The sequence below is a fragment of the Streptococcus gallolyticus subsp. gallolyticus DSM 16831 genome, assembly GCF_002000985.1.
In the GTDB taxonomy this organism is placed as follows: domain Bacteria; phylum Bacillota; class Bacilli; order Lactobacillales; family Streptococcaceae; genus Streptococcus; species Streptococcus gallolyticus.
This window is the reverse complement of record NZ_CP018822.1, coordinates 514287-531849: the sequence shown is the minus strand read 5'-3', so window position 1 is coordinate 531849 and position 17563 is coordinate 514287. Positions and strand designations below refer to the sequence as shown.

The window sequence follows — 17563 nt, the reverse complement described above, 5'->3', positions numbered from 1 at the left end:
CGAGGCTTTAGAAAAAAACATATGAGATAAAAGTAATGGCTGTTAAAAAGATGACTATTGTAAAATAAAATGAATGGCGCATATAGAAATGTTTCCATTTATGCTTACAACCATTTTCACACTCTTCGACCATACAATGCCCAATTTTTTTGTCAGTTATCCTAGCAATCCACAATAACAATGAATATAATAATGTCAAAACACCAATCAACATTAAACATGAAATTGTTATCATCTTAGATAAGTCCATTGTTTGTAAATCATCACCAATATCAAAAGCCACTCTTGCAATCTCAATGCCACCAAATAATACAAAAACAAAAGCAGAAAACACACCTAAAATAGCAATAAAATCGGTATAAATTGAAGATTTTGTATCACGAACATCATCTAATTCTTTCTGAGTTTCTCCTATGGTATTTTCAATAGTACTCAAATTATTAGATAAATTAGTATTCGCAACTTGAAATTGTTCTGTTTGTTGGAGTAATTTTTCCAATGAAGGTTTTAAATCTTGTAATAAACTCCGAGCTTTTTCCGAATTTTTTATAATATATTCTTTTTGAACTTGGGCTAGTGTGTAATTATTCTGTATTTTTCTTAAATTTTTATCCAAGTTATCAAAACAACCACCACTATAAGTAGATAATATTAATTCTATATTAAGATTCAAAACTTCATTGTTCTCATCGCTATTTTCGTTCTCGTAAACAACTCCAGCTATTTGATCATACGGAATTGTCAAATCAGGATCATCTAATTGTTCATGATACGAAGCTAATAAAGATGCTCTATTTTCATTGCTCAATTCTGATATTTTGCGCCTCAATAAAAAATCAACATAACTTGTCGCTAATGATCCCATATCATAGCCTCTTTATTATCTTCAAAATATTCTTTTATTTCTTCAGTAGTATATTTTATCCCTTTAACACCGTCTTTAATTCTTGGCTCCTCTTTTTTCCAAGGAGTATGTGAATGTGTTATATCTACAAGATCAAAGGGATCGAAATCTGATAAAGCATCTACGGTGTCCTCAATTAATTGATGATTTTCAACATCTTCAGATTCATATTTAACAATTCTTAAATCAGATAAATTAGCAAATGGATTAGTATCAAATACAATATATTCTCTGACAAGATCATTATCAGAAATGGTGAAGGCGCCAAATCGTTTATACTCATGATATACACTTGGAACTACTGGTCCATATTTCCATTTTTCCATTTCTTCTTCAAAAAGAGGGCTACCATTTTCAACAATATTTCTTGCGTTTACAAAATATAAAATCTTTTGTAATTTAAGATTGTTGATTACATAGCTTTTTGCGTTAGAATACTCTATGATGTAATTCGCAACAAATAGTGCTGGTACCATAATATTTCTCCTTATATAAGTTTCAAAGAAAAGAGTACAAAAATAACACAAGCGTCACATCTGTCACCTGTGTAAACCATGTAAATCATGAAGATTTACATATATTATTATACTTATCTTACATTATTATTATTATATATCTTGCAACATTTTTTGTCATTAATTTTGTAGTAATTTTGATATAAAATCAATTAAATTTACTATGATTTATATATGTTTTTACTATGGTTTTATATAATAACAAAAAACGCCCCCAGCCTAAGCCGAGAGCGTGTTAAAGTGTTTGCTATTTAATTTTAAGTGTTTGACCTGCATAAATCAAGTTTGGATTAGCAAGACCGTTTAGTGCTGCGATTGATTGGTAGCTTGTACTATAGCGACTTGCAATGCTTGATAGATTATCACCAACACGTACTGTATAGTAAACTGAACCAGTGCTTGCTGAACTAGTCACTTGTAAGACTTGTCCGACATAAATCAAATTTGGGTTTGAAATCCCATTAAGAGTTGCTAGTGTTTGATAGCTTGTTCCAAATTGTGAAGCAATACCAGAAAGCGTGTCACCAGATTGAACTGTGTAAGTGCTAGTTGTAGTCGATTGCGTTGCCTGTGTGTTAGCTACTGAAATAATTTCAATGTCTGATTTATTAATCCATGAGTTAATACCAGCCAGCAATACACGGTTACCAGACACTTGAGCTACGTCATATGTGCGACCTTTAACCCAGTCTGGAATACCTTCACCAGTCGCCCATGCGTTAGCACTAAATTTAACCTTAACTTGGTTTCCTACAGCAATGTCAGATTTAGGCGTGTTGTCCGCTTGTTGACCTTGACTAATAGCTGGTGTTTCAGTTTTAGGATTATTGTTCTTAGTATAGCCATTGTCCGTAATACCAGTTAAATCAATATTACCGTCAAGACCACCAGCAATATATGTTGACGTAAATTGGTAGATTGCTACACCGTCCATACTTGGAAAGACATTGTAATTTGGTGTTGGCGTTACATTATAGTCTGGATAAGCAGCCATCCAAAGTGAATTTGGGAACTCACGAATGATTTGGTCGACATACACGTTAGCTACTGTATAGGGTTTATAGCTGTAATACATAGGTGTATAACCTGCAGCTTTAATCATACGCATACCATGCAAGATTGCGTTAGTATTCGCTTGCTTGTCAGCGCTAGCACCACTTTCGTAGTCCAAGGCTACGATTGAGCCTTTAGGTGTTTGAACCTGTGGCAAGAATGTATTTAAGACTTGTTCACCAAGACTTGCATTTCCGCCGACTTGATACCAAATATAAGTATGTGCGCGTTTGCCTTGAGCGATAGCCGAAGCAACTTGCGTTTCATATGTCGTTTGTCCGTACATACCGCCACCATTGATACCGCCAATTTGGATAATGGCAAACTTATCGTGCGCATACCCAAAAATTCCATTCGTACCTTGGTAACGCGACCAGTCCACGCCTTGGTCGCCAACTGCAGCATAAGCCGTTGATTGCAACAATAAGACAACTACTAACGCAAAGCTGACAAGAGTCCGTTTAATTTTCATTGACTTCCTCCTCTTTCAAATCAGATAAATTTGTGAGAACACAAACGAGACCAGATAAAAGAGCGGTTGAAACAACCACTCTCCAATCGACTTGTGTAATCAACGTGCTAGCTCCAATGACACCAACTGCTGATTGTGCCATGGTTTTTAAAACTTTGATTCCTAGTTTCTTAACATATTCGTTCATATGCGCTCCTTAATTTCTTTTAAATCTGCTTTTAGTTCGCCGACGTTTTCAGATAAGTTTTTAATTTGCTCAATCATTCCTTGCATCGTTTTTTGTTCTTCGTCATGTTTATCAAGCCTTGAAGCGTGCATATCAATCATCTTTTCTTGTGATTTATTAATTGCTTCAAGTTCAGTTAAACGATGTTCAAGACTTGCTGTGTTGTTTTTGGTGACAATATAAAAACTTGCAACAGAAAGAGCTACTGGAAAGACTGTCGTCATCAGCCAATGCATTAGTTCTTTTTCAGCCATATCATCACCTCACCACTATTCTTCTGTCGCTTCAGTTGTTTCTTCAGCAACTTTTTCTGACAAGCCATAATTTTTACGTTGTTCATTAGCAATAGTAACTTCCATTTTAGTCACTGTATTATTGTGCTTATAGACGTCAATTGTCATGTTTACACCGTGAACTTCAGCGTCAGCAATCAAGTTACGACAATATAGCGTTGCAGCGTTTTGCGATTCAAAAACACAACGGTCCGAATACTCATTTACCCATGTGCGTAGTCCATTGTAGTTTTGATACTCCAAAAATTGACCGTCATTGTTTTTGATTACGAATACTGTGTTAGTTGTTGATTCTGCCATAATTATTCTCCTTTTTCTGTTTCTTCTGGCGCAGTTGCTTCTTCTAGTTGTTGTTGAAGCTCTGCATTTTGTTGTTGCAATTGTTCAACTTGTGCTTGTAGAGTTGCTTTATCAAGTGATAATTGCGCAATCTCTAAAGCGAGTTTTGATTGAATTTGTTGATTAAGATTATCCATGTTCCCCCCTGTTGATTAGTTTTAGATACCGTTAGGGTAATAGGTCCCACCATTGGCTGAAAAGTTACCATTGAAAGTATTAAGAATCGATTTTAAAGACATGTACGTGCCATCACTTCTCATGATATGGATATCTCCCGCCTCAATGTAAGAACCAGCACGTTGACCTGCATCAGCGCCATACAATTTAAGCAGAGGCGAACCGTTATTATTCCAATTATAGAACTCCCAACCTTTCGGTGAATCATACGCTGAATGAACTAATCGGATAGTATCACCTACAAGCTCAATGCGGTCCATAGCGTCCGAATTGTTATAGCCATTCCAAATCCTGACACCAGCAAAAGCACCATCGTTACTATTTTCACTGCTACCATTACGATTTGAACCAATCACGGTCACACCACATTTAATCGAACCATACATACCTGTATCAAATTTAATGAATTGGTTAGGGTAATCAGTCAATACACGTCGCATAGTAGCGGCACTTGTGAAAAATTCAAGTTTACCAGTTGTTAAACTGATTTGCATAGCATTGTTTGTAGCGGTTAACGTTCCGCCTTTAATAACATCTGCTGTCAAACCATTTGAAACAATTTTGTCTGAATTAATTGAATTCGCCGCTATTTTATCAGCCGTTATCGCTCCCGTAGCAATATTCGCTGCACTAATTCCACCAGCCTTAATCTGATTGCTTGTAATCGTACCACTTGCAATTTGACTAGCTGTAATACTACCAGCCTTGATTTTAGCAGCGTCTAATGTGCCAACTGTGATACGGTCACCATTGATACTGTTCGCTGTCATTTTGTCAGTCGTAACAGCCCCTGCTTTAATCGCGTCAGCTGTAATCGCATTGCTTGAAATCACATCAGCTGTGATGATTTTACCGTTCAAATGTGCTGTGTTGATTGACTTACTGGCTATTTTGGCGCTTGTGATAGCACCGTCAACAATCATATTTGCTTTGACGTTAATCTTGTCAGAAAACAGATTAATAGCGTTTTGATTAACGGCAAAATAAGCCCCTATAGCATTAGCAACATCAGTCGTTGACTTGCCAGCTTTCATGACGATTCCGTCTGCATTAATAGTCAAGCTAGCACTCTTAACCGTTGAATCATCTAATGCAGATAAATTCATTGAAATCAAGTCAGTAGTCATTTTGATTTCAGACTGCGCAATCTTTAAATCTTGACTACTTGCTAGTTCAGCTTGTGAAGGACTCCAGCCATTGTTTGATTTGCCTTTTTTAACTGAAACATCACCAAAAAATAGCTGAGCTTCCGTACCCGCAGTTGTTGAACCGTTGTTGTCAAAACGAATATAACCTTCATCATAGTTGCCAGTATTGAAAGTTACCGAGACATCTTCTGCTTTTGAAATTGATAACTTGCGACCGCTAACTAAGATTTGAGCTGAGTCAAATTCCTTCGTACTTCCGTTAACACGCTTCAAAAACCAGACATCCATATGAGTAATAGCGCTATTGTTAAAACCTTTAAAATATAAAGTGTAATCAGTATTACGTTCAACTTTAAAGTGATTCATGCCTAACATTTTCTCGCTGGTAGCCGTATTTTTAATGATATACATTTTATAAGCGCCATTGTAATAAAATGAGTGTGTTGCGTATTCTGCATTCTTATATGGACTGTAGCCATCAGCTGGTCTGCCATACTCGACAAGGTTCATTTCACCGCTTGGAATATTACCTTCGACACTACTAATCTTACTGCTTAACTCGTTAGCTTTAGCTGTAATGTTATTTTCTGCAGTTGTCACACGACCAGACAGCGTATTGAAATCAGTCTGTGAGACTTTGGCACTTAAACCAGTTGATAATGAATTAATCGAGTTAGTGTGTGATGTAATTGTGTTTCCTTGCGATGTTACTTGCGTGCTAAGCTGTTCAAGACCGTTTGCGGTTTGAGTGAGAGTAGTGTTTAGTTTAGTGATGTCGCCGTCCAACTCACTAGCTTTCCCCTCAACTGCTGAAATACTACTTTTAATCTGACTAGCTGTTTGGTCGAACTCTGACTTATTCTGCTTAACCGTACCGTCTAATGTTTGTAAGTTGGACTGCAAGCTTGCGTAGTTTTGCTCTGCAGTCTGCTTGTACTCAGCGACTTTCGATTCAATGTCGGCTTCATTTTGACTGTAGTCTTCAACTACCGCAGATAAGTAGAGATTAAAGTTTTCAAGACTTACAGCTGTATTAAGTGGAAGTGTATTATTTAAACGAATGAATACATTATCCGTTTTGTAGCTGTCACCAGCACCACTCAAATCAAACTTCAAATCAAAGTGTTGTAAAGCAGTTGTGCCACCTTTGAATGTAATGCCACCGCAGTTATACCAAGGGCTAGCACTAAAATGCACATTCGTTGTGAAATTTGATGGCAAAGCTGGATTGAAAGCAATATCAAAAGACATTCTCACGTAGTTTTTAGTAAAACGAGTATCATTTTGCCAAAATTCATCATCAATATAAGTTCTGACGTCTTGTGTTTCTGTACTATTAATATAGTATTTACGTGATTTTGAATTTTTGAAATAGTTTCGACTACCGATTTTCAAAGTTTCAAACTTCGCAGTCAACCCATTCAATCCAGTTTCAAGCGTGGTAGTCTTACTACTTGCGCTGTTAGCTGTTGTCTGTACTTGTGACAAAGTCGTTTTAGTGCTTGCCAAGTCATCTTCAACTACTTTAGTTCTGGCAGTTACGCTAGTAATATTTTGGGTATTACTATCTACTGTCTTGCTCAATTCGCTGACAGCCGTCTTCGTACCGTTTGCTGTTTCTTCGACTGATGAGACACGATTTGTCAATTCAATCTGTGCGCTGGCTTGTGCTTGTAACTGACTAGCCTGTGTTTGTAAGTCTTGCTTAGCAGTGTTCAAATCGTTAGCTACTGCGGTGAGTTGTTGTTTGGCTTCACTCGCTGACGTTTTAGCACTGTTAGCAGTATTTGACACTGTGGTTAAATCAGTTTGCACTTTGGCTAAATCGGATTTTAAACTGTTAGCAGTCGTGTTCGCTTGTGCTGCGACTTCTGCTGTTGCCTGGTTGATTTCATCAGCGTATGCTTTAGCGTTAGTTTCTGCCTGCGTTTTAGCTGTGTCAATCTGCGTTTCAATTTCCACTTTTGATGTGGCGAGTTCTTGCGCAATAGTCGCTTCGAATTCTTCACGGTCTGGAACTTCTTTTAGTTCCTCAGCTATCTGTTCCTTGAACGCTTCAACGTCGCTAACAACTGGATTGATTATCCAATCTGCACCGTTCCAATAATACTGCTTAACTGTATCACCAACAGTCAAAAACAATAAATCACCAGTCTTTAATGTGCCTTTGGGTGTATCCTGTGGAAAACTATTACCATAGTAATTGGTATTTTTTCCGTCTGCTGAAACAAGTGCCCTGTTAGCTATGCTGTAAGCCCTTGTAGCATTGACTGAAGCAGTTGACGCCTGACGCTTTGTTGTATTGTAGCTAGCTGTTAATTTCTTAGCCGTGCCAATGTCATTACAAGTCACCTCGTGTTTGACAAGCGTTCCTTGAACATCATACTCACTAGTAAATGACACAATTCTGATTTTCTCTTGGAAATCAAGCGTCTCATTGATTGCCATGATATAATCGCCAGCAATTGGCTGTGTGTATTTATAACCAGCACGAGTCAAATCTTCCATGTCAAGGCTAACAGAAATGGTGTAAGAATTATCAACGTTTTCTTTCAAAGCAGATAACAAGCTACTGCTTTGTGTGTAACGTTCGTCAACGAGTGGCTCGGCTTCTAACTTGCCATAAACACTGGCTAAGGTGCTTGTGTATTCAACCTCTAGCCGTCCTTTGGAATGGTCTTCCTCGTCAAAATAAGCGCCATAACCTTTTTGGTAAGTGACAAAATCGCCGATATTCTTTTCAATCGTCAACTCGTTCATATTAAAGTTTTTACGGACGACTGTTGACAAGTCTGTGCCAACTTTTTCTAAAATACGAACAACTTTACCGTTAACTTGAAATTCAACACCAGTAGATGTGATAACGTCATTAAAAAGTGTCAAACGTTTCTTAAGGCCAAATGATTGTTTTTCAAATGCATAAACGTTTAATGCAGAATCGACTGTATAAGAATAACCACTGTTCTTGAAGATGAAATCAAGATAAGCAACAAAGGTGTGCGAACCGTCTGTCAACTGGTCATAGACTGATGACTTGTCAAAGTCCCAGAAGAACTGATGAACAGCGTCAAACGTCACTTGAACGTCTCTACCTTCATCAATTGGTTTAGCATAAGTCACGACGTAATACTCATCGTCAAATCGCAATCGCCAACCACGCTCAAGATTAGACAGAACGTAATCACCAGATACGATTGTTCCAGTCAACGACCGTTCACCGTTAACAGCATTAGTCGCCTTGATAGTAGACAGAGCGCCATATTCAACGTCATTTTCATCTAAAAATGTAATCAATCTATCACCCCCTCCTCTACTTGTAAAGTTCCATGAAATTTAAAATCTTAATCGAGCCATTGAAATTAGTCTTGTAAGTGATTGTCTTTGTTGGTGTTGGCTCAATCACAAAATAACCGTAATTGGTTTTAGCATTGACATTAACTAGACCTTTAGTTGTTTCAATTCCTGTGATTTTAAATACCTCGCCAGAATTGATATTCCCTGACTGCGTGTACTCAAATCTTCGCTTACCTATTTCAAGGTAAAAGCCAGACTGACCACCTGTCGAAGTCAACTCAACAACAAATGGAACTTCTAACTGTGATAGCTTAGCTGTACCTGCATAAGTAAAACTACCACCACTTAACGTGATATCTTTAGGTTTTGTTTCTCCATATGGCGTTTCTGCTGTGGTAAACACTACGGAAAAGTCATATTTTAACCCTTGCCCAGAATTTCCAACAAATGAGAATGTCGGCTCACTAGCAGTTACTTTCCAACGATAATGCCAAGCTGTGTGCTCTTGACCAATTAAATCTAAATCACCTGTGGTCTGCCCAGGTATTTGGAAATTATAAAACTCAGCATTGTTAGGGTACATTTTGGTGATATAAAATGGCTCGTCGTCTAACAACAAGCCATTAATATCATCTTTCTTAGCCATAAAGTCTTGAATGGTTGCTACTGCTACACGACCAGTTACTTTAATCGTTTTAGCAGTAAATGTCGTACCACCAAAGACTGTACCGTTGCGACCAGTAACAGACCGTTTATCAAGAGAGATAGACGGTGCGCTATCGTCAATATCAATATTGTAAAAGCCATAGTCAGATAGTTTGACTGACGTTGTTCCTTTCGTGATTAATAAATCCATTGTTCACCCCTCTCTTAATAGTTAAAGTAGTCATCTTTGGCGCTTTCTCGCGCTTCATGTTGTTTCACGGTCGTATAAATCTTATCGCCAACCAATTCGTTGTGTACTTCGAAGACTGGCTCTGACAAGCTAGTGTTTTTTACTTCGTCTGACAAGCTATCAAGTGATGATGACACACCAGACGTGCTAACACTACCAGCAATTGCCATAGTGCTGTTAACACCCCAGCTTTGGTCAGTAACAGCTAAGGCATACTCTTTGCTGATGTCGTTAATTCTACCTATCCAGTCAGACATGCCAATAGCGAAGCCTTCACCAGTATAGCCACCGAGTGATTTCATCACACGAGATGGTGAGTGAATGTCTAATGCTCTACGAATTGTTGCTGTTACTCGTGCTGCTATTCCAGCTGCAACAGCGTAAATATAACCTGCCGAACCTGCAAGACCACTAGCAAAACCAGCACCAGCATAATAACCAGCTGATTGCATACCACCTGCAGTACTATACATGATTGATACCATGTGATTACCTGCACTGCTTGCTACTGCAACAGCACCATTCATACCATTTTGAACAGCTGAACGGACACCATTCATACCAGATTGTGCAGCACTTTTCGCTTTGTTAAACGAATTAGTGAACGTTGAATTCATCTTGTTCCCAGCAGATTGGACAGCACTATTGATTTTATTCATTCCACTAGTAACTGTTGAGCCTAAACCATTCATAGCTGATGTTGCAGATGACTTAGCCTTATTGAAGTTGTTAGTGATGTTTGACGCCATTTGTGATGACGCTGAGTTGGCAGATGAAGCAGCTGAATTAAGCTCAGATGTCACGTTGTTTGATAAACCGCTAGCTGAACTATTCGCATTTGCTTGCATAGCACTAAAGTTAGAACTTACACCGCCATTTGCCGCTTGTGCTGCGCTGGTTGCACTAGCCTGTGCATTTTGCATGTTACTAGACACACCTGCTGACAAGCTAAGCGCTTGATTAACAGCATCAAGATTCATACTAGATGTTGCAGCATTAACACCGTTAGCCATGTTCTGTGCATTGGTTGTGGCGTTTGTACTTGCTTGTGCTGTATTAGTATTGATGCCATTAGCCATAGCAATGGAATCATTAAGGGCTTGAACGCTCATAATACCAGTCTGTGCATTAACATTCGAAGCCATTTGTGTAGCATTGTTCGTTGCATTCAAATTGGCAAGACCCGTATTTTGACTAATACTATTGAGAGCTGACATTGTATCAGCGCTAGTTTGTGCGCTCATTTGACTGGTTTGAGTACCGACATTTGTTGTCATTGTTGTAACATCAGTGCTAACTTTTGCAGTCGTTTCAGAACTCTTACCAGTGATTGTGTCCCACAACGAAGTGAAACCAGACTTAATGCCTTCCCATACACCAGAAAGTGCATTAGGAATAGCTTCAAGCATTGCCTGACCAAGTCCAACAATAAGTTGAACACCAGCTGCAAGAATTTGTGGAATATTTTGGATGATTGTAACGGCCAACTGTCCAACAAGTTGAATACCTGCTGCAATGATTTGTGGCAGATTTTCAATTATTCCTTGAATCAACGCCTGAATAATTTGTACTGCTGATTGAACAATATTAGGTAAATTCTGTAGAATACCTTGAACCAACATGACAATAATTTGAATACCGCCTTGCAAGATTTGAGGTAAATAACTAGCTAATCCTGTGATGAATCCAGTAATAACCTGCGTAGCAATTGCAAGAATTGTTGGTAAGTTTTGGATAATTCCTTGAACTAAGTTAGTAATAATCTCAATACCTTTAGAAATGATATTCGGCATGTTAGCAGACAAACTTTGACCAAAATTATCAACAATTTGTTGTGCATATTGTAAAAGCAAAGGTAAATTTTGAACCAAACCATTGACGACATTTGCAATAAAGTCCATACCCACAGACAATAACTGAGGTAATGCGCTTGCTATTGAGCTAATAAACATACCGACAATTTGAATGGCTGACGCTACTAAGCTACCAGCGTTTTGTCCAACCCCTTGAACAAGGCTAGAAATCAATTGAACACCAGCTTGCACAAGCACTGGAAACATAACAGTGAACGCATTAGCAAACTTAGCAATTAAATCAGCTCCAGACGCTATCAATTCTGGAATCTTGCTAGTAATACCAGCAACCAAATTTTGGATAATTTGTGGTCCTTTAGTCGTTACTATATTCAACAATTGGTCAATCTGTGTGCCAAATTGACTATTGATAAGACCAAGACCAGCAATAACTAAACCAAGAATTGCTGCAGGACCAATAACAGCTAATGCCACGCTTGCAACTGAAGTAATTCCATTTGCCATAGTGGACATTGCAGATAGCCCCTGACCAGCTGCTTTGCGAAATCCCTCAGCAGTTGCTTTTCCATCATTATCTAGTTTTAACAATCTAGTAGAGATAATCCCAAAAACATTACCTATAACAGAACCAGAAGTTTGAGCTTCAACAGCAAGTTTTCCCATTGTAGTTCCTAAACTTCCTAAATATTTCAACGCAGGACCAAAGGCAAATGCACCAACTAATCCTACAATGGCAGGTGTTAGATTACTTACAGCATCTTGTGCTTTAGACATCTGGTCAGTTGTTAACTTAGTACCATTCAAAATATGGTCAAGAGCTGGTTCTAAAGCTGTTAGTGAATCTAAAAATTTTTGCAATCCAGCTGATTCACTAAATTTGCTAACTAACTTATCTAACCACTGAACTAAATCTGTCAAAATTGGTAAAACTGCTGTTCCAATTTTGATTTGTAATGTTTCAAACGAACCACTAAGATACTCAACAGCACCTTTTAAGTTGTTAAGTTTTTCTTTAGCGACATCCGCAGCAGTTACCTTACTAATTGCAGCTTGCATAGCGTCTGCACCAGCAGCACCCTCTTTCATCGCAATATTAGCCGCACGAATGGCGTCAGTACCAAACATTGTCTTAAGAGCGTTCTGTTGTTGCTCAGCAGTCAAACCTTTCAAGCTATCTTGTAAGATTTGTGAGATTTCACTAAATGACTTAAGCTTACCTTCTGCTGTATAGAATTGGTTAGCACCATCAGCAGTAATAATGCCCAATTGTTGCATTTGAGCTGCCGCTTTATCGGTTTGTGGCGACAAATTCAAAAGCATTGTTTTAAGAGATGTACCAGCGTCAGAGCCTTTAAGACCGTTTTGTGCAAATACAGCAAGGGCGTTAGTCGTGTCATTGAACGACATACCATTTAGTGCAGTAGTGGCCTTGCTAGATAAATTCGAAAAACCAGAACCAAGCGAACTAGCCATTTTAGTCGCAACACTTGCAACTTTACTACTTAAGCTAGTAAGACTACTTCCTACTTTCCCAATAAAAGAATTGCTGATTGTATTTGAAGCACTGCTTACTTTTGAGCTAATCGTACTAAATGCTGAGCTAACCTTGCTAGACGCCGATGTCGCAAAACTAGAAACTGAACTAGTTGCTTTTGTAAAAGCGTTTTGAATAGGCTGAGGGATTTTATTAGCTATTGAGTTGACACCACTCTGTATAGCTGTTAAAGCGGTATTAAACCCATTTTTTTATGGGCTGAGGAATCTTTTCACCAATTGATGAAGCTATACGTTGAATTTCACCAATAGACAAGTTTAAGCCTGTGCTAAATGCTGTTCCTAAGCGTTTACCAAGTGATTCGCCATTGTTTGCTAACTGTGCCATAATTTGACCAACGCGTTGAACTAAACGATTAGAATTATTCACAGCTGCATCCTGTGCTTTCTCAAAAGCACGCTGTGTTGCAGTTGTAATCTTATTCATTGCCGCTTGATAATCAGCAATATCAGCACCGACATAGGCATAAATCGAGCCATCAAATTCTGCCATATAACTCCTCCTTTCTGTGTTATCTGTTCATAAAATGGTCATTAACTTTTTGCAGACGTTCAGCAAGACTACTATTAGTTGTTTGCTTATTGTCATTTGCATGAAAGGCTTGTTTAACTTTATTTCTATCTTTTCTCTTGCTAAGTTTGTTGGCACTAGCACGTTTAGCGTTCATAGTGTAACGCATTTCCATAGCAAGTTCTGACAGATTTTCGCGAAAATCAATTTGTCTGTAGTGAAGCCCCTCTAAAATCGCGTCAAGTTCCCATTTATTGCAAGCGTAGATTGTTTCTAAATCTGTTAAACCTAGACGTGCACACTCAGTTAAGATAGCGCGCTTTTCATCTTGCCAATAAGTTTTTCGGTAATTTCGACTTGAAGCGCTTCGCTGTCCTCTTGCGCTTTCATGTACTCTACTGCTGTTTCCAAGTTTTCGATATATTTCAAAATCTTGTTCTTGAAAAAACCAGAATCAACCATTTCTTGTTGAATTTCTTCAAACAAGCTTTCTGTATCTGCAGCTTCGTTATCTGCCAACCAGTTTTCAATGGCTGTGATAGCGTCATCTTCTGAAATAGCTTTGCTAAATGCTTTGTTAGCTGATAAAAGAATTAAATCAACAAGTCCTTCATCATTACGATTTAAAATGTTGTTAAATAATGTTCCCACACCGTCATTATTACTTGCACCAGTATCTTTGTTCTTAGTGGCAAGTTGTTTGTCAACTTTAAACATTGTGCGGTAATCAAACTTGATTTCAATGATTTTATTTTTAACTTTAAATTCCATAAGGTGAGTTGTCTCCTAACTAAAAAATAAAAGGCTGGATGTAATATCCAACCTTGATAGATTATTCATCTGTTTTCTTGATGTTATCGTAATCACCAGTTGTTTCGCCCGGATTTTGATAGTCATAGACTTCATTAAGCAAAGCAATTTCTTCGGCAGTCAATGGGAATTTACCATTTTTTAGCTTACCAACAATGCTTGCTGTGTAGTTAGCTTCGATAATGTCTTCAATACCTTCGTTGTATTCAATATCACCGATTTTAGCATAGCCAAATTTCGCAGGATAAACATCTTTTGCAGGTTCACCAGCTTGCGTTTTCAATGTTTCATCAACAAGAACACGCCAAATCTTAACTGATTCTCCTGTGTCGTTCGCTTGCTCGATAACTTCAATTGAAGGGTCTTTTGGTGCAAACTTAGTCGTCAATTCGATTTCATGGCTGGTACTTGTTTTATCAAGCAAAAGACCTTGTTGTGTTTGCTCGTCCGAATATTCAGCACCAAGTGTTAAAGTACCATCGGTACGATAAGCTGGTAAGATTGCATTGCTACCAATTTTAGCATGAATAGATTGAATGAAGTAAAAGACCTTTTTACCAGACAATGGTTTAGCAGTCGTTACTTTGATTTGTTCTGTCATGTAATTCTCCTTTTTTAATAAATAGTGTCAGATACAGCAATAGAAACGTGATACACTTCACGTCCTATGCTATTATCTGGAATGATGTTAGCCGTTGCATTTCTGCGCCCTAACGCTCTTAAAGCCTTAGATTTAATTTCTTCTGCATTAGTTCTACTTGAACCATCTAGGAAGACGTCAATATTTACCGTGATATCCTCAATAACAGCCCCAGTTTGCGCTGTTTTGGAAGTATCTGATGAATTAGACCCAATCACAATAAAAGGCTCTAAAACGTCAGAATTGGGCAATTTAAAATAGATTGGAATAGCTAACACTTCCAACCTATCGTGTAGTTCTTTTAAAAATAAAGTTGATGGTGAATAAGTCGTCATATATCACCTATCTTTCATATAGTTTGCGTAAATTACTGATTAGTTTAGGTTGTTCAGCGTCAATAGCTGGTTTCAAGAAGGGCTGTGCACGCATTTTGCGAGTTCCTTTCTCAACATAAATAGCATAATGCTGCGGTGCTGTGACCTTGTAAGTTAAATGACCTGCCTTTACTGAGAAAATTGTATTTTTAAGTACTCCCGTATCAACTGGTGCGCCAGTTTTGGCACCGCGTTCAATACGTTTACTAGATAATTCCAATTGGCGGTCTGTGGCAACTTGTGCTTGTTTACTTTTATCTCTTAGCCGTTTGGTCCATCTGTCAACACCTTTAACGCTGTATTTGATACTCATAAATAAATTACCGTGTGATTGTTGTGATGAATCTTGCCAGCAATCATTAACGTCTTACCGTGATATTTTACTGTTTCAAATCCATCATAGTAGCCTTTTAGGTATAACTTAAAGTTATCAAGACTGTACTTACCAAAAACTGCCATTTGTTCTTCAATGGTTAGTCCACCACGAAAACATGGTATCGGTTGGCTTTCTTTTTTGATAGCCTTATCACCTAAAAAATCAGCTTCGGTCGTTTCGGTGATTAGAATAACTCTGTCAGCATATCTCATAGGATAAACACCCGTCCTGGTCGTGACTGCCCAGACTGTCCAAAAGCTTTTTGCAACATGTCGTCATAGGGTAGAAACTCATTCTTATTTTCATAATAGGAAACAGAATGACCTTCTACACTTTCTGACTGTGCCCCTTCTGAACCGCGTCTATTAAATCGCTTGATAACACAATCCTCAAAGATAAAAGAATAGGCGTCGTCAATGTCTGACACGCCATATTCTGCTTTAAAATGTTTTACCACTCGGTCTAACAGCATTTTTAACAAACCGTCCTGCAATTTATCAGTAATTTCTAAATCCAACTTTACATTTTGGATAATTTTAGTTTCATCAAGTGGTGTCGGCGTCATTGAACACCTCCTGTTTATTATTTAGTGGCTTTCTTTGTAGCTTCTTTCTTCAAGAAACCAGCTTTTGTAAGTTCAGCAACACGGTCACCTTCGTAATCGTCACCAATTACATAGACAATCTGTGTTTCCTTATCTCGAAAACCTGCAATCACTTTAGCCATTAACTACCTCCTGATTAAATTTCTGGTGTAGTGCTAAGCATATAAGCTTCATCGATATTTTCGAATGAAGGTAAAGCAATCATAGACACTTTAGTTTTAACATTAACTGGATCATCAAGTTTTTTAGTTGTGATAGCAATACCAGTATCAACAATAGATACTTCAACAGCGTTGTTACCGCCCATCAAATCTGATTCTTCAGGCGTTGTACCAAACATTGTTTTACCAAGTGCCGCATTTGGTGCAAAAGTGACTTTATCATCTGGGAAATATTTTTTGATTTTACCGTCAGCATCTTTGTAAGTACCTGATTTAACAACAATAGTCAAACCATAATTATCTTGGATATAGTCTTTCAATTCTTGGCTAGTAACTCCTGCTCCTGTTGGTGCAAGCGGTTTAATCAATGTTGTTGTAGATTTAGCGTTTTTAAGTTGCGCAAATGTCTTAGCACTCATGTAAGCTACTTCCGCCTTGTTACCAAGCTCTTCAATCGCTGTAATAGCTGTGTCAATATCCTTGAGCGATGTAGCTGTATCTGCATCTGACCACGCTGTTTTGACTTTCCCTTTATGGTCATCAGCTACACCATAATCAAAATCAAGAGCAACACCGTTTGAGATAACAGCAATCTTACCAGTCGCAAGTACTGACATACGCATAGCTTCTAATTGAGCATGAGCACCAGAAAGTAACGTTGTTGCATCATCAAACAGACCAGCTGTGATTGTGTCAATAAGTGCTTGATTACCGGTTTGAGCAATAAGGTTCAATTGTTGTCGGTCAGCTTCTTTCACGAGCATAGCTTCTTTGAAGAACGGCATTTCTTTATCAACCAATTCAACAGCCATACGTTCACGAAGTGTTGCTTTTGTATCAAAAGCAGACGGTTTCAATACGACCGGACGACCAGACGCACCTTTGACGTAAGATAATTTCAGTCCAAGTTGTTTTTGAGCAGGGAACACTTTTTCACCGATTGTAGAATCAACTGCTTGTTGACTAGCATTCCAGTAACCAGAGACATTCCCCGCTGTCATAACATCATAAATTAATGGCATAAATTAAGCTCCTTTCACAAATTGGATATGTTTCAAAGCAGTTTTAGCACCTTCAGGTACTGTACCACCATTGACTTTGTCTTCTCGCAAGGTACCACGATAGACAAGACTTGCGACTGCGTCTTCTTCTGTTACATCAATATCGTAAAGCAAAACGCCGTCTGGTGTTTCTGCATTGGCTTTTACTTTCTTGGTGCGGTCATCAAAGATTGAAGCACCGTCACCAGCAATTAACGTACCAGCTTTTAGAATAGTACGTGCATTTTCTGTAACTGTACCTGTTGTTGACTTATCAACAGTAACTGAAATTGCTTCATAAGGTAAATTGTGAAGAATTTCAGCATTTCCAAATAATTTCTTAGTTGGCATATAAGCTCTCCT

General features: G+C 38.1%; 21 protein-coding genes. All 21 read right to left on the bottom strand.

Annotated features, from left to right (window positions below; genetic code table 11):
* Positions 1–7: 7 nt before the first annotated feature.
* The 21 genes from BTR42_RS02925 to BTR42_RS02845 all read right to left on the bottom strand — a co-directional run bounded on the left by BTR42_RS02925 (position 8) and on the right by BTR42_RS02845 (position 17551).
* On the bottom strand, positions 8–865 hold the full coding sequence (locus BTR42_RS02925) for a hypothetical protein (RefSeq protein ID WP_077496345.1): 858 nt from the start codon (positions 863–865) through the stop codon (positions 8–10).
* Positions 853–1380, bottom strand: coding sequence for a Panacea domain-containing protein (locus tag BTR42_RS02920; protein ID WP_077496343.1), 528 nt, complete (start codon positions 1378–1380; stop codon positions 853–855). Before BTR42_RS02920 ends, BTR42_RS02925 begins: the two co-directional genes overlap by 13 nt.
* A gap of 286 nt (positions 1381–1666) precedes the next feature.
* Positions 1667–2944, bottom strand: a complete 1278-nt coding sequence (locus tag BTR42_RS02915; RefSeq protein WP_077496341.1) for a LysM peptidoglycan-binding domain-containing protein — start codon at positions 2942–2944, stop codon at positions 1667–1669.
* The gene (locus BTR42_RS02910) at positions 2934–3131 is read right to left on the bottom strand and encodes a holin (RefSeq protein WP_077496339.1); all 198 of its coding nucleotides are present in this window, start codon (positions 3129–3131) and stop codon (positions 2934–2936) included. Before BTR42_RS02910 ends, BTR42_RS02915 begins: the two co-directional genes overlap by 11 nt.
* Positions 3128–3424, bottom strand: a complete 297-nt coding sequence (locus BTR42_RS02905) for a DUF7365 family protein (protein WP_077496337.1) — start codon at positions 3422–3424, stop codon at positions 3128–3130. The genes BTR42_RS02910 and BTR42_RS02905 overlap by 4 nt, the downstream gene beginning before the upstream one ends.
* Before the next feature lie 15 nt (positions 3425–3439).
* Complete coding sequence (locus BTR42_RS02900; protein WP_077496335.1) at positions 3440–3763, bottom strand: hypothetical protein; 324 nt, start codon at positions 3761–3763, stop codon at positions 3440–3442.
* Between the two features lie 2 nt (positions 3764–3765).
* The gene (locus tag BTR42_RS12660) at positions 3766–3939 is read right to left on the bottom strand and encodes a hypothetical protein (protein WP_167367607.1); all 174 of its coding nucleotides are present in this window, start codon (positions 3937–3939) and stop codon (positions 3766–3768) included.
* Positions 3940–3960: 21 nt separating this feature from the next.
* On the bottom strand, positions 3961–8421 hold the full coding sequence (locus BTR42_RS12655) for a phage tail protein (protein WP_077496333.1): 4461 nt from the start codon (positions 8419–8421) through the stop codon (positions 3961–3963).
* Positions 8422–8437: 16 nt separating this feature from the next.
* A complete protein-coding gene (locus BTR42_RS02890) occupies positions 8438–9277 on the bottom strand; it encodes a phage tail domain-containing protein (RefSeq protein ID WP_077496331.1) in 840 nt (279 codons plus the stop codon).
* Positions 9278–9291: 14 nt separating this feature from the next.
* The gene (locus BTR42_RS02885; RefSeq protein WP_420031097.1) at positions 9292–12801 is read right to left on the bottom strand and encodes a phage tail tape measure protein; all 3510 of its coding nucleotides are present in this window, start codon (positions 12799–12801) and stop codon (positions 9292–9294) included.
* Positions 12802–12862: 61 nt separating this feature from the next.
* Positions 12863–13177, bottom strand: a complete 315-nt coding sequence (locus BTR42_RS13020) for a hypothetical protein (protein WP_420031092.1) — start codon at positions 13175–13177, stop codon at positions 12863–12865.
* Between the two features lie 19 nt (positions 13178–13196).
* The gene (locus BTR42_RS12650; protein WP_167367606.1) at positions 13197–13370 is read right to left on the bottom strand and encodes a hypothetical protein; all 174 of its coding nucleotides are present in this window, start codon (positions 13368–13370) and stop codon (positions 13197–13199) included.
* A gap of 131 nt (positions 13371–13501) precedes the next feature.
* Entirely contained in the window at positions 13502–13966 is a 465-nt protein-coding gene (locus BTR42_RS02880) for a tail assembly chaperone (protein WP_077496329.1), read from the bottom strand.
* Between the two features lie 61 nt (positions 13967–14027).
* Positions 14028–14606: a phage major tail protein, TP901-1 family gene (locus tag BTR42_RS02875; RefSeq protein WP_012961508.1), complete on the bottom strand. Its 579-nt coding sequence runs from the start codon at positions 14604–14606 to the stop codon at positions 14028–14030.
* Between the two features lie 14 nt (positions 14607–14620).
* The gene (locus BTR42_RS02870) at positions 14621–14980 is read right to left on the bottom strand and encodes a DUF3168 domain-containing protein (RefSeq protein ID WP_077496327.1); all 360 of its coding nucleotides are present in this window, start codon (positions 14978–14980) and stop codon (positions 14621–14623) included.
* Positions 14981–14987: 7 nt separating this feature from the next.
* The gene (locus BTR42_RS02865) at positions 14988–15332 is read right to left on the bottom strand and encodes an HK97-gp10 family putative phage morphogenesis protein (protein WP_077496325.1); all 345 of its coding nucleotides are present in this window, start codon (positions 15330–15332) and stop codon (positions 14988–14990) included.
* On the bottom strand, positions 15329–15607 hold the full coding sequence (locus BTR42_RS02860) for a hypothetical protein (protein WP_077496323.1): 279 nt from the start codon (positions 15605–15607) through the stop codon (positions 15329–15331). The genes BTR42_RS02865 and BTR42_RS02860 overlap by 4 nt, the downstream gene beginning before the upstream one ends.
* Positions 15604–15960, bottom strand: coding sequence for a phage head-tail connector protein (locus BTR42_RS02855; protein WP_012961504.1), 357 nt, complete (start codon positions 15958–15960; stop codon positions 15604–15606). Before BTR42_RS02855 ends, BTR42_RS02860 begins: the two co-directional genes overlap by 4 nt.
* Positions 15961–15977: 17 nt before the next feature.
* Positions 15978–16121 carry a hypothetical protein gene (locus BTR42_RS12645; protein ID WP_012961503.1) on the bottom strand — a complete coding sequence of 48 codons (144 nt, stop codon included), beginning with the start codon at positions 16119–16121 and terminating at the stop codon, positions 15978–15980.
* 14 nt (positions 16122–16135) lie between these two features.
* Positions 16136–17182 (bottom strand): major capsid protein, encoded by a 1047-nt coding sequence (locus tag BTR42_RS02850; protein WP_077496321.1) that lies wholly within the window; start codon positions 17180–17182, stop codon positions 16136–16138.
* Positions 17183–17185: 3 nt separating this feature from the next.
* Entirely contained in the window at positions 17186–17551 is a 366-nt protein-coding gene (locus tag BTR42_RS02845) for a hypothetical protein (protein WP_077496319.1), read from the bottom strand.
* Positions 17552–17563: the final 12 nt, after the last annotated feature.

Coding starts and splice junctions, on each gene's coding strand:
- BTR42_RS02925 (WP_077496345.1), bottom strand. CDS start 865: ATGGGATCATTAGCGACAAGTTATGTTGATTTTTTATTGAGGCGCAAA.
- BTR42_RS02920 (WP_077496343.1), bottom strand. CDS start 1,380: ATGGTACCAGCACTATTTGTTGCGAATTACATCATAGAGTATTCTAAC.
- BTR42_RS02915 (WP_077496341.1), bottom strand. CDS start 2,944: ATGAAAATTAAACGGACTCTTGTCAGCTTTGCGTTAGTAGTTGTCTTA.
- BTR42_RS02910 (WP_077496339.1), bottom strand. CDS start 3,131: ATGAACGAATATGTTAAGAAACTAGGAATCAAAGTTTTAAAAACCATG.
- BTR42_RS02905 (WP_077496337.1), bottom strand. CDS start 3,424: ATGGCTGAAAAAGAACTAATGCATTGGCTGATGACGACAGTCTTTCCA.
- BTR42_RS02900 (WP_077496335.1), bottom strand. CDS start 3,763: ATGGCAGAATCAACAACTAACACAGTATTCGTAATCAAAAACAATGAC.
- BTR42_RS12660 (WP_167367607.1), bottom strand. CDS start 3,939: ATGGATAATCTTAATCAACAAATTCAATCAAAACTCGCTTTAGAGATT.
- BTR42_RS02890 (WP_077496331.1), bottom strand. CDS start 9,277: ATGGATTTATTAATCACGAAAGGAACAACGTCAGTCAAACTATCTGAC.
- BTR42_RS13020 (WP_420031092.1), bottom strand. CDS start 13,177: ATGGCAGAATTTGATGGCTCGATTTATGCCTATGTCGGTGCTGATATT.
- BTR42_RS12650 (WP_167367606.1), bottom strand. CDS start 13,370: ATGGAAATGCGTTACACTATGAACGCTAAACGTGCTAGTGCCAACAAA.
- BTR42_RS02880 (WP_077496329.1), bottom strand. CDS start 13,966: ATGGAATTTAAAGTTAAAAATAAAATCATTGAAATCAAGTTTGATTAC.
- BTR42_RS02875 (WP_012961508.1), bottom strand. CDS start 14,606: ATGACAGAACAAATCAAAGTAACGACTGCTAAACCATTGTCTGGTAAA.
- BTR42_RS02870 (WP_077496327.1), bottom strand. CDS start 14,980: ATGACGACTTATTCACCATCAACTTTATTTTTAAAAGAACTACACGAT.
- BTR42_RS02865 (WP_077496325.1), bottom strand. CDS start 15,332: ATGAGTATCAAATACAGCGTTAAAGGTGTTGACAGATGGACCAAACGG.
- BTR42_RS02860 (WP_077496323.1), bottom strand. CDS start 15,607: ATGAGATATGCTGACAGAGTTATTCTAATCACCGAAACGACCGAAGCT.
- BTR42_RS02855 (WP_012961504.1), bottom strand. CDS start 15,960: ATGACGCCGACACCACTTGATGAAACTAAAATTATCCAAAATGTAAAG.
- BTR42_RS12645 (WP_012961503.1), bottom strand. CDS start 16,121: ATGGCTAAAGTGATTGCAGGTTTTCGAGATAAGGAAACACAGATTGTC.
- BTR42_RS02850 (WP_077496321.1), bottom strand. CDS start 17,182: ATGCCATTAATTTATGATGTTATGACAGCGGGGAATGTCTCTGGTTAC.
- BTR42_RS02845 (WP_077496319.1), bottom strand. CDS start 17,551: ATGCCAACTAAGAAATTATTTGGAAATGCTGAAATTCTTCACAATTTA.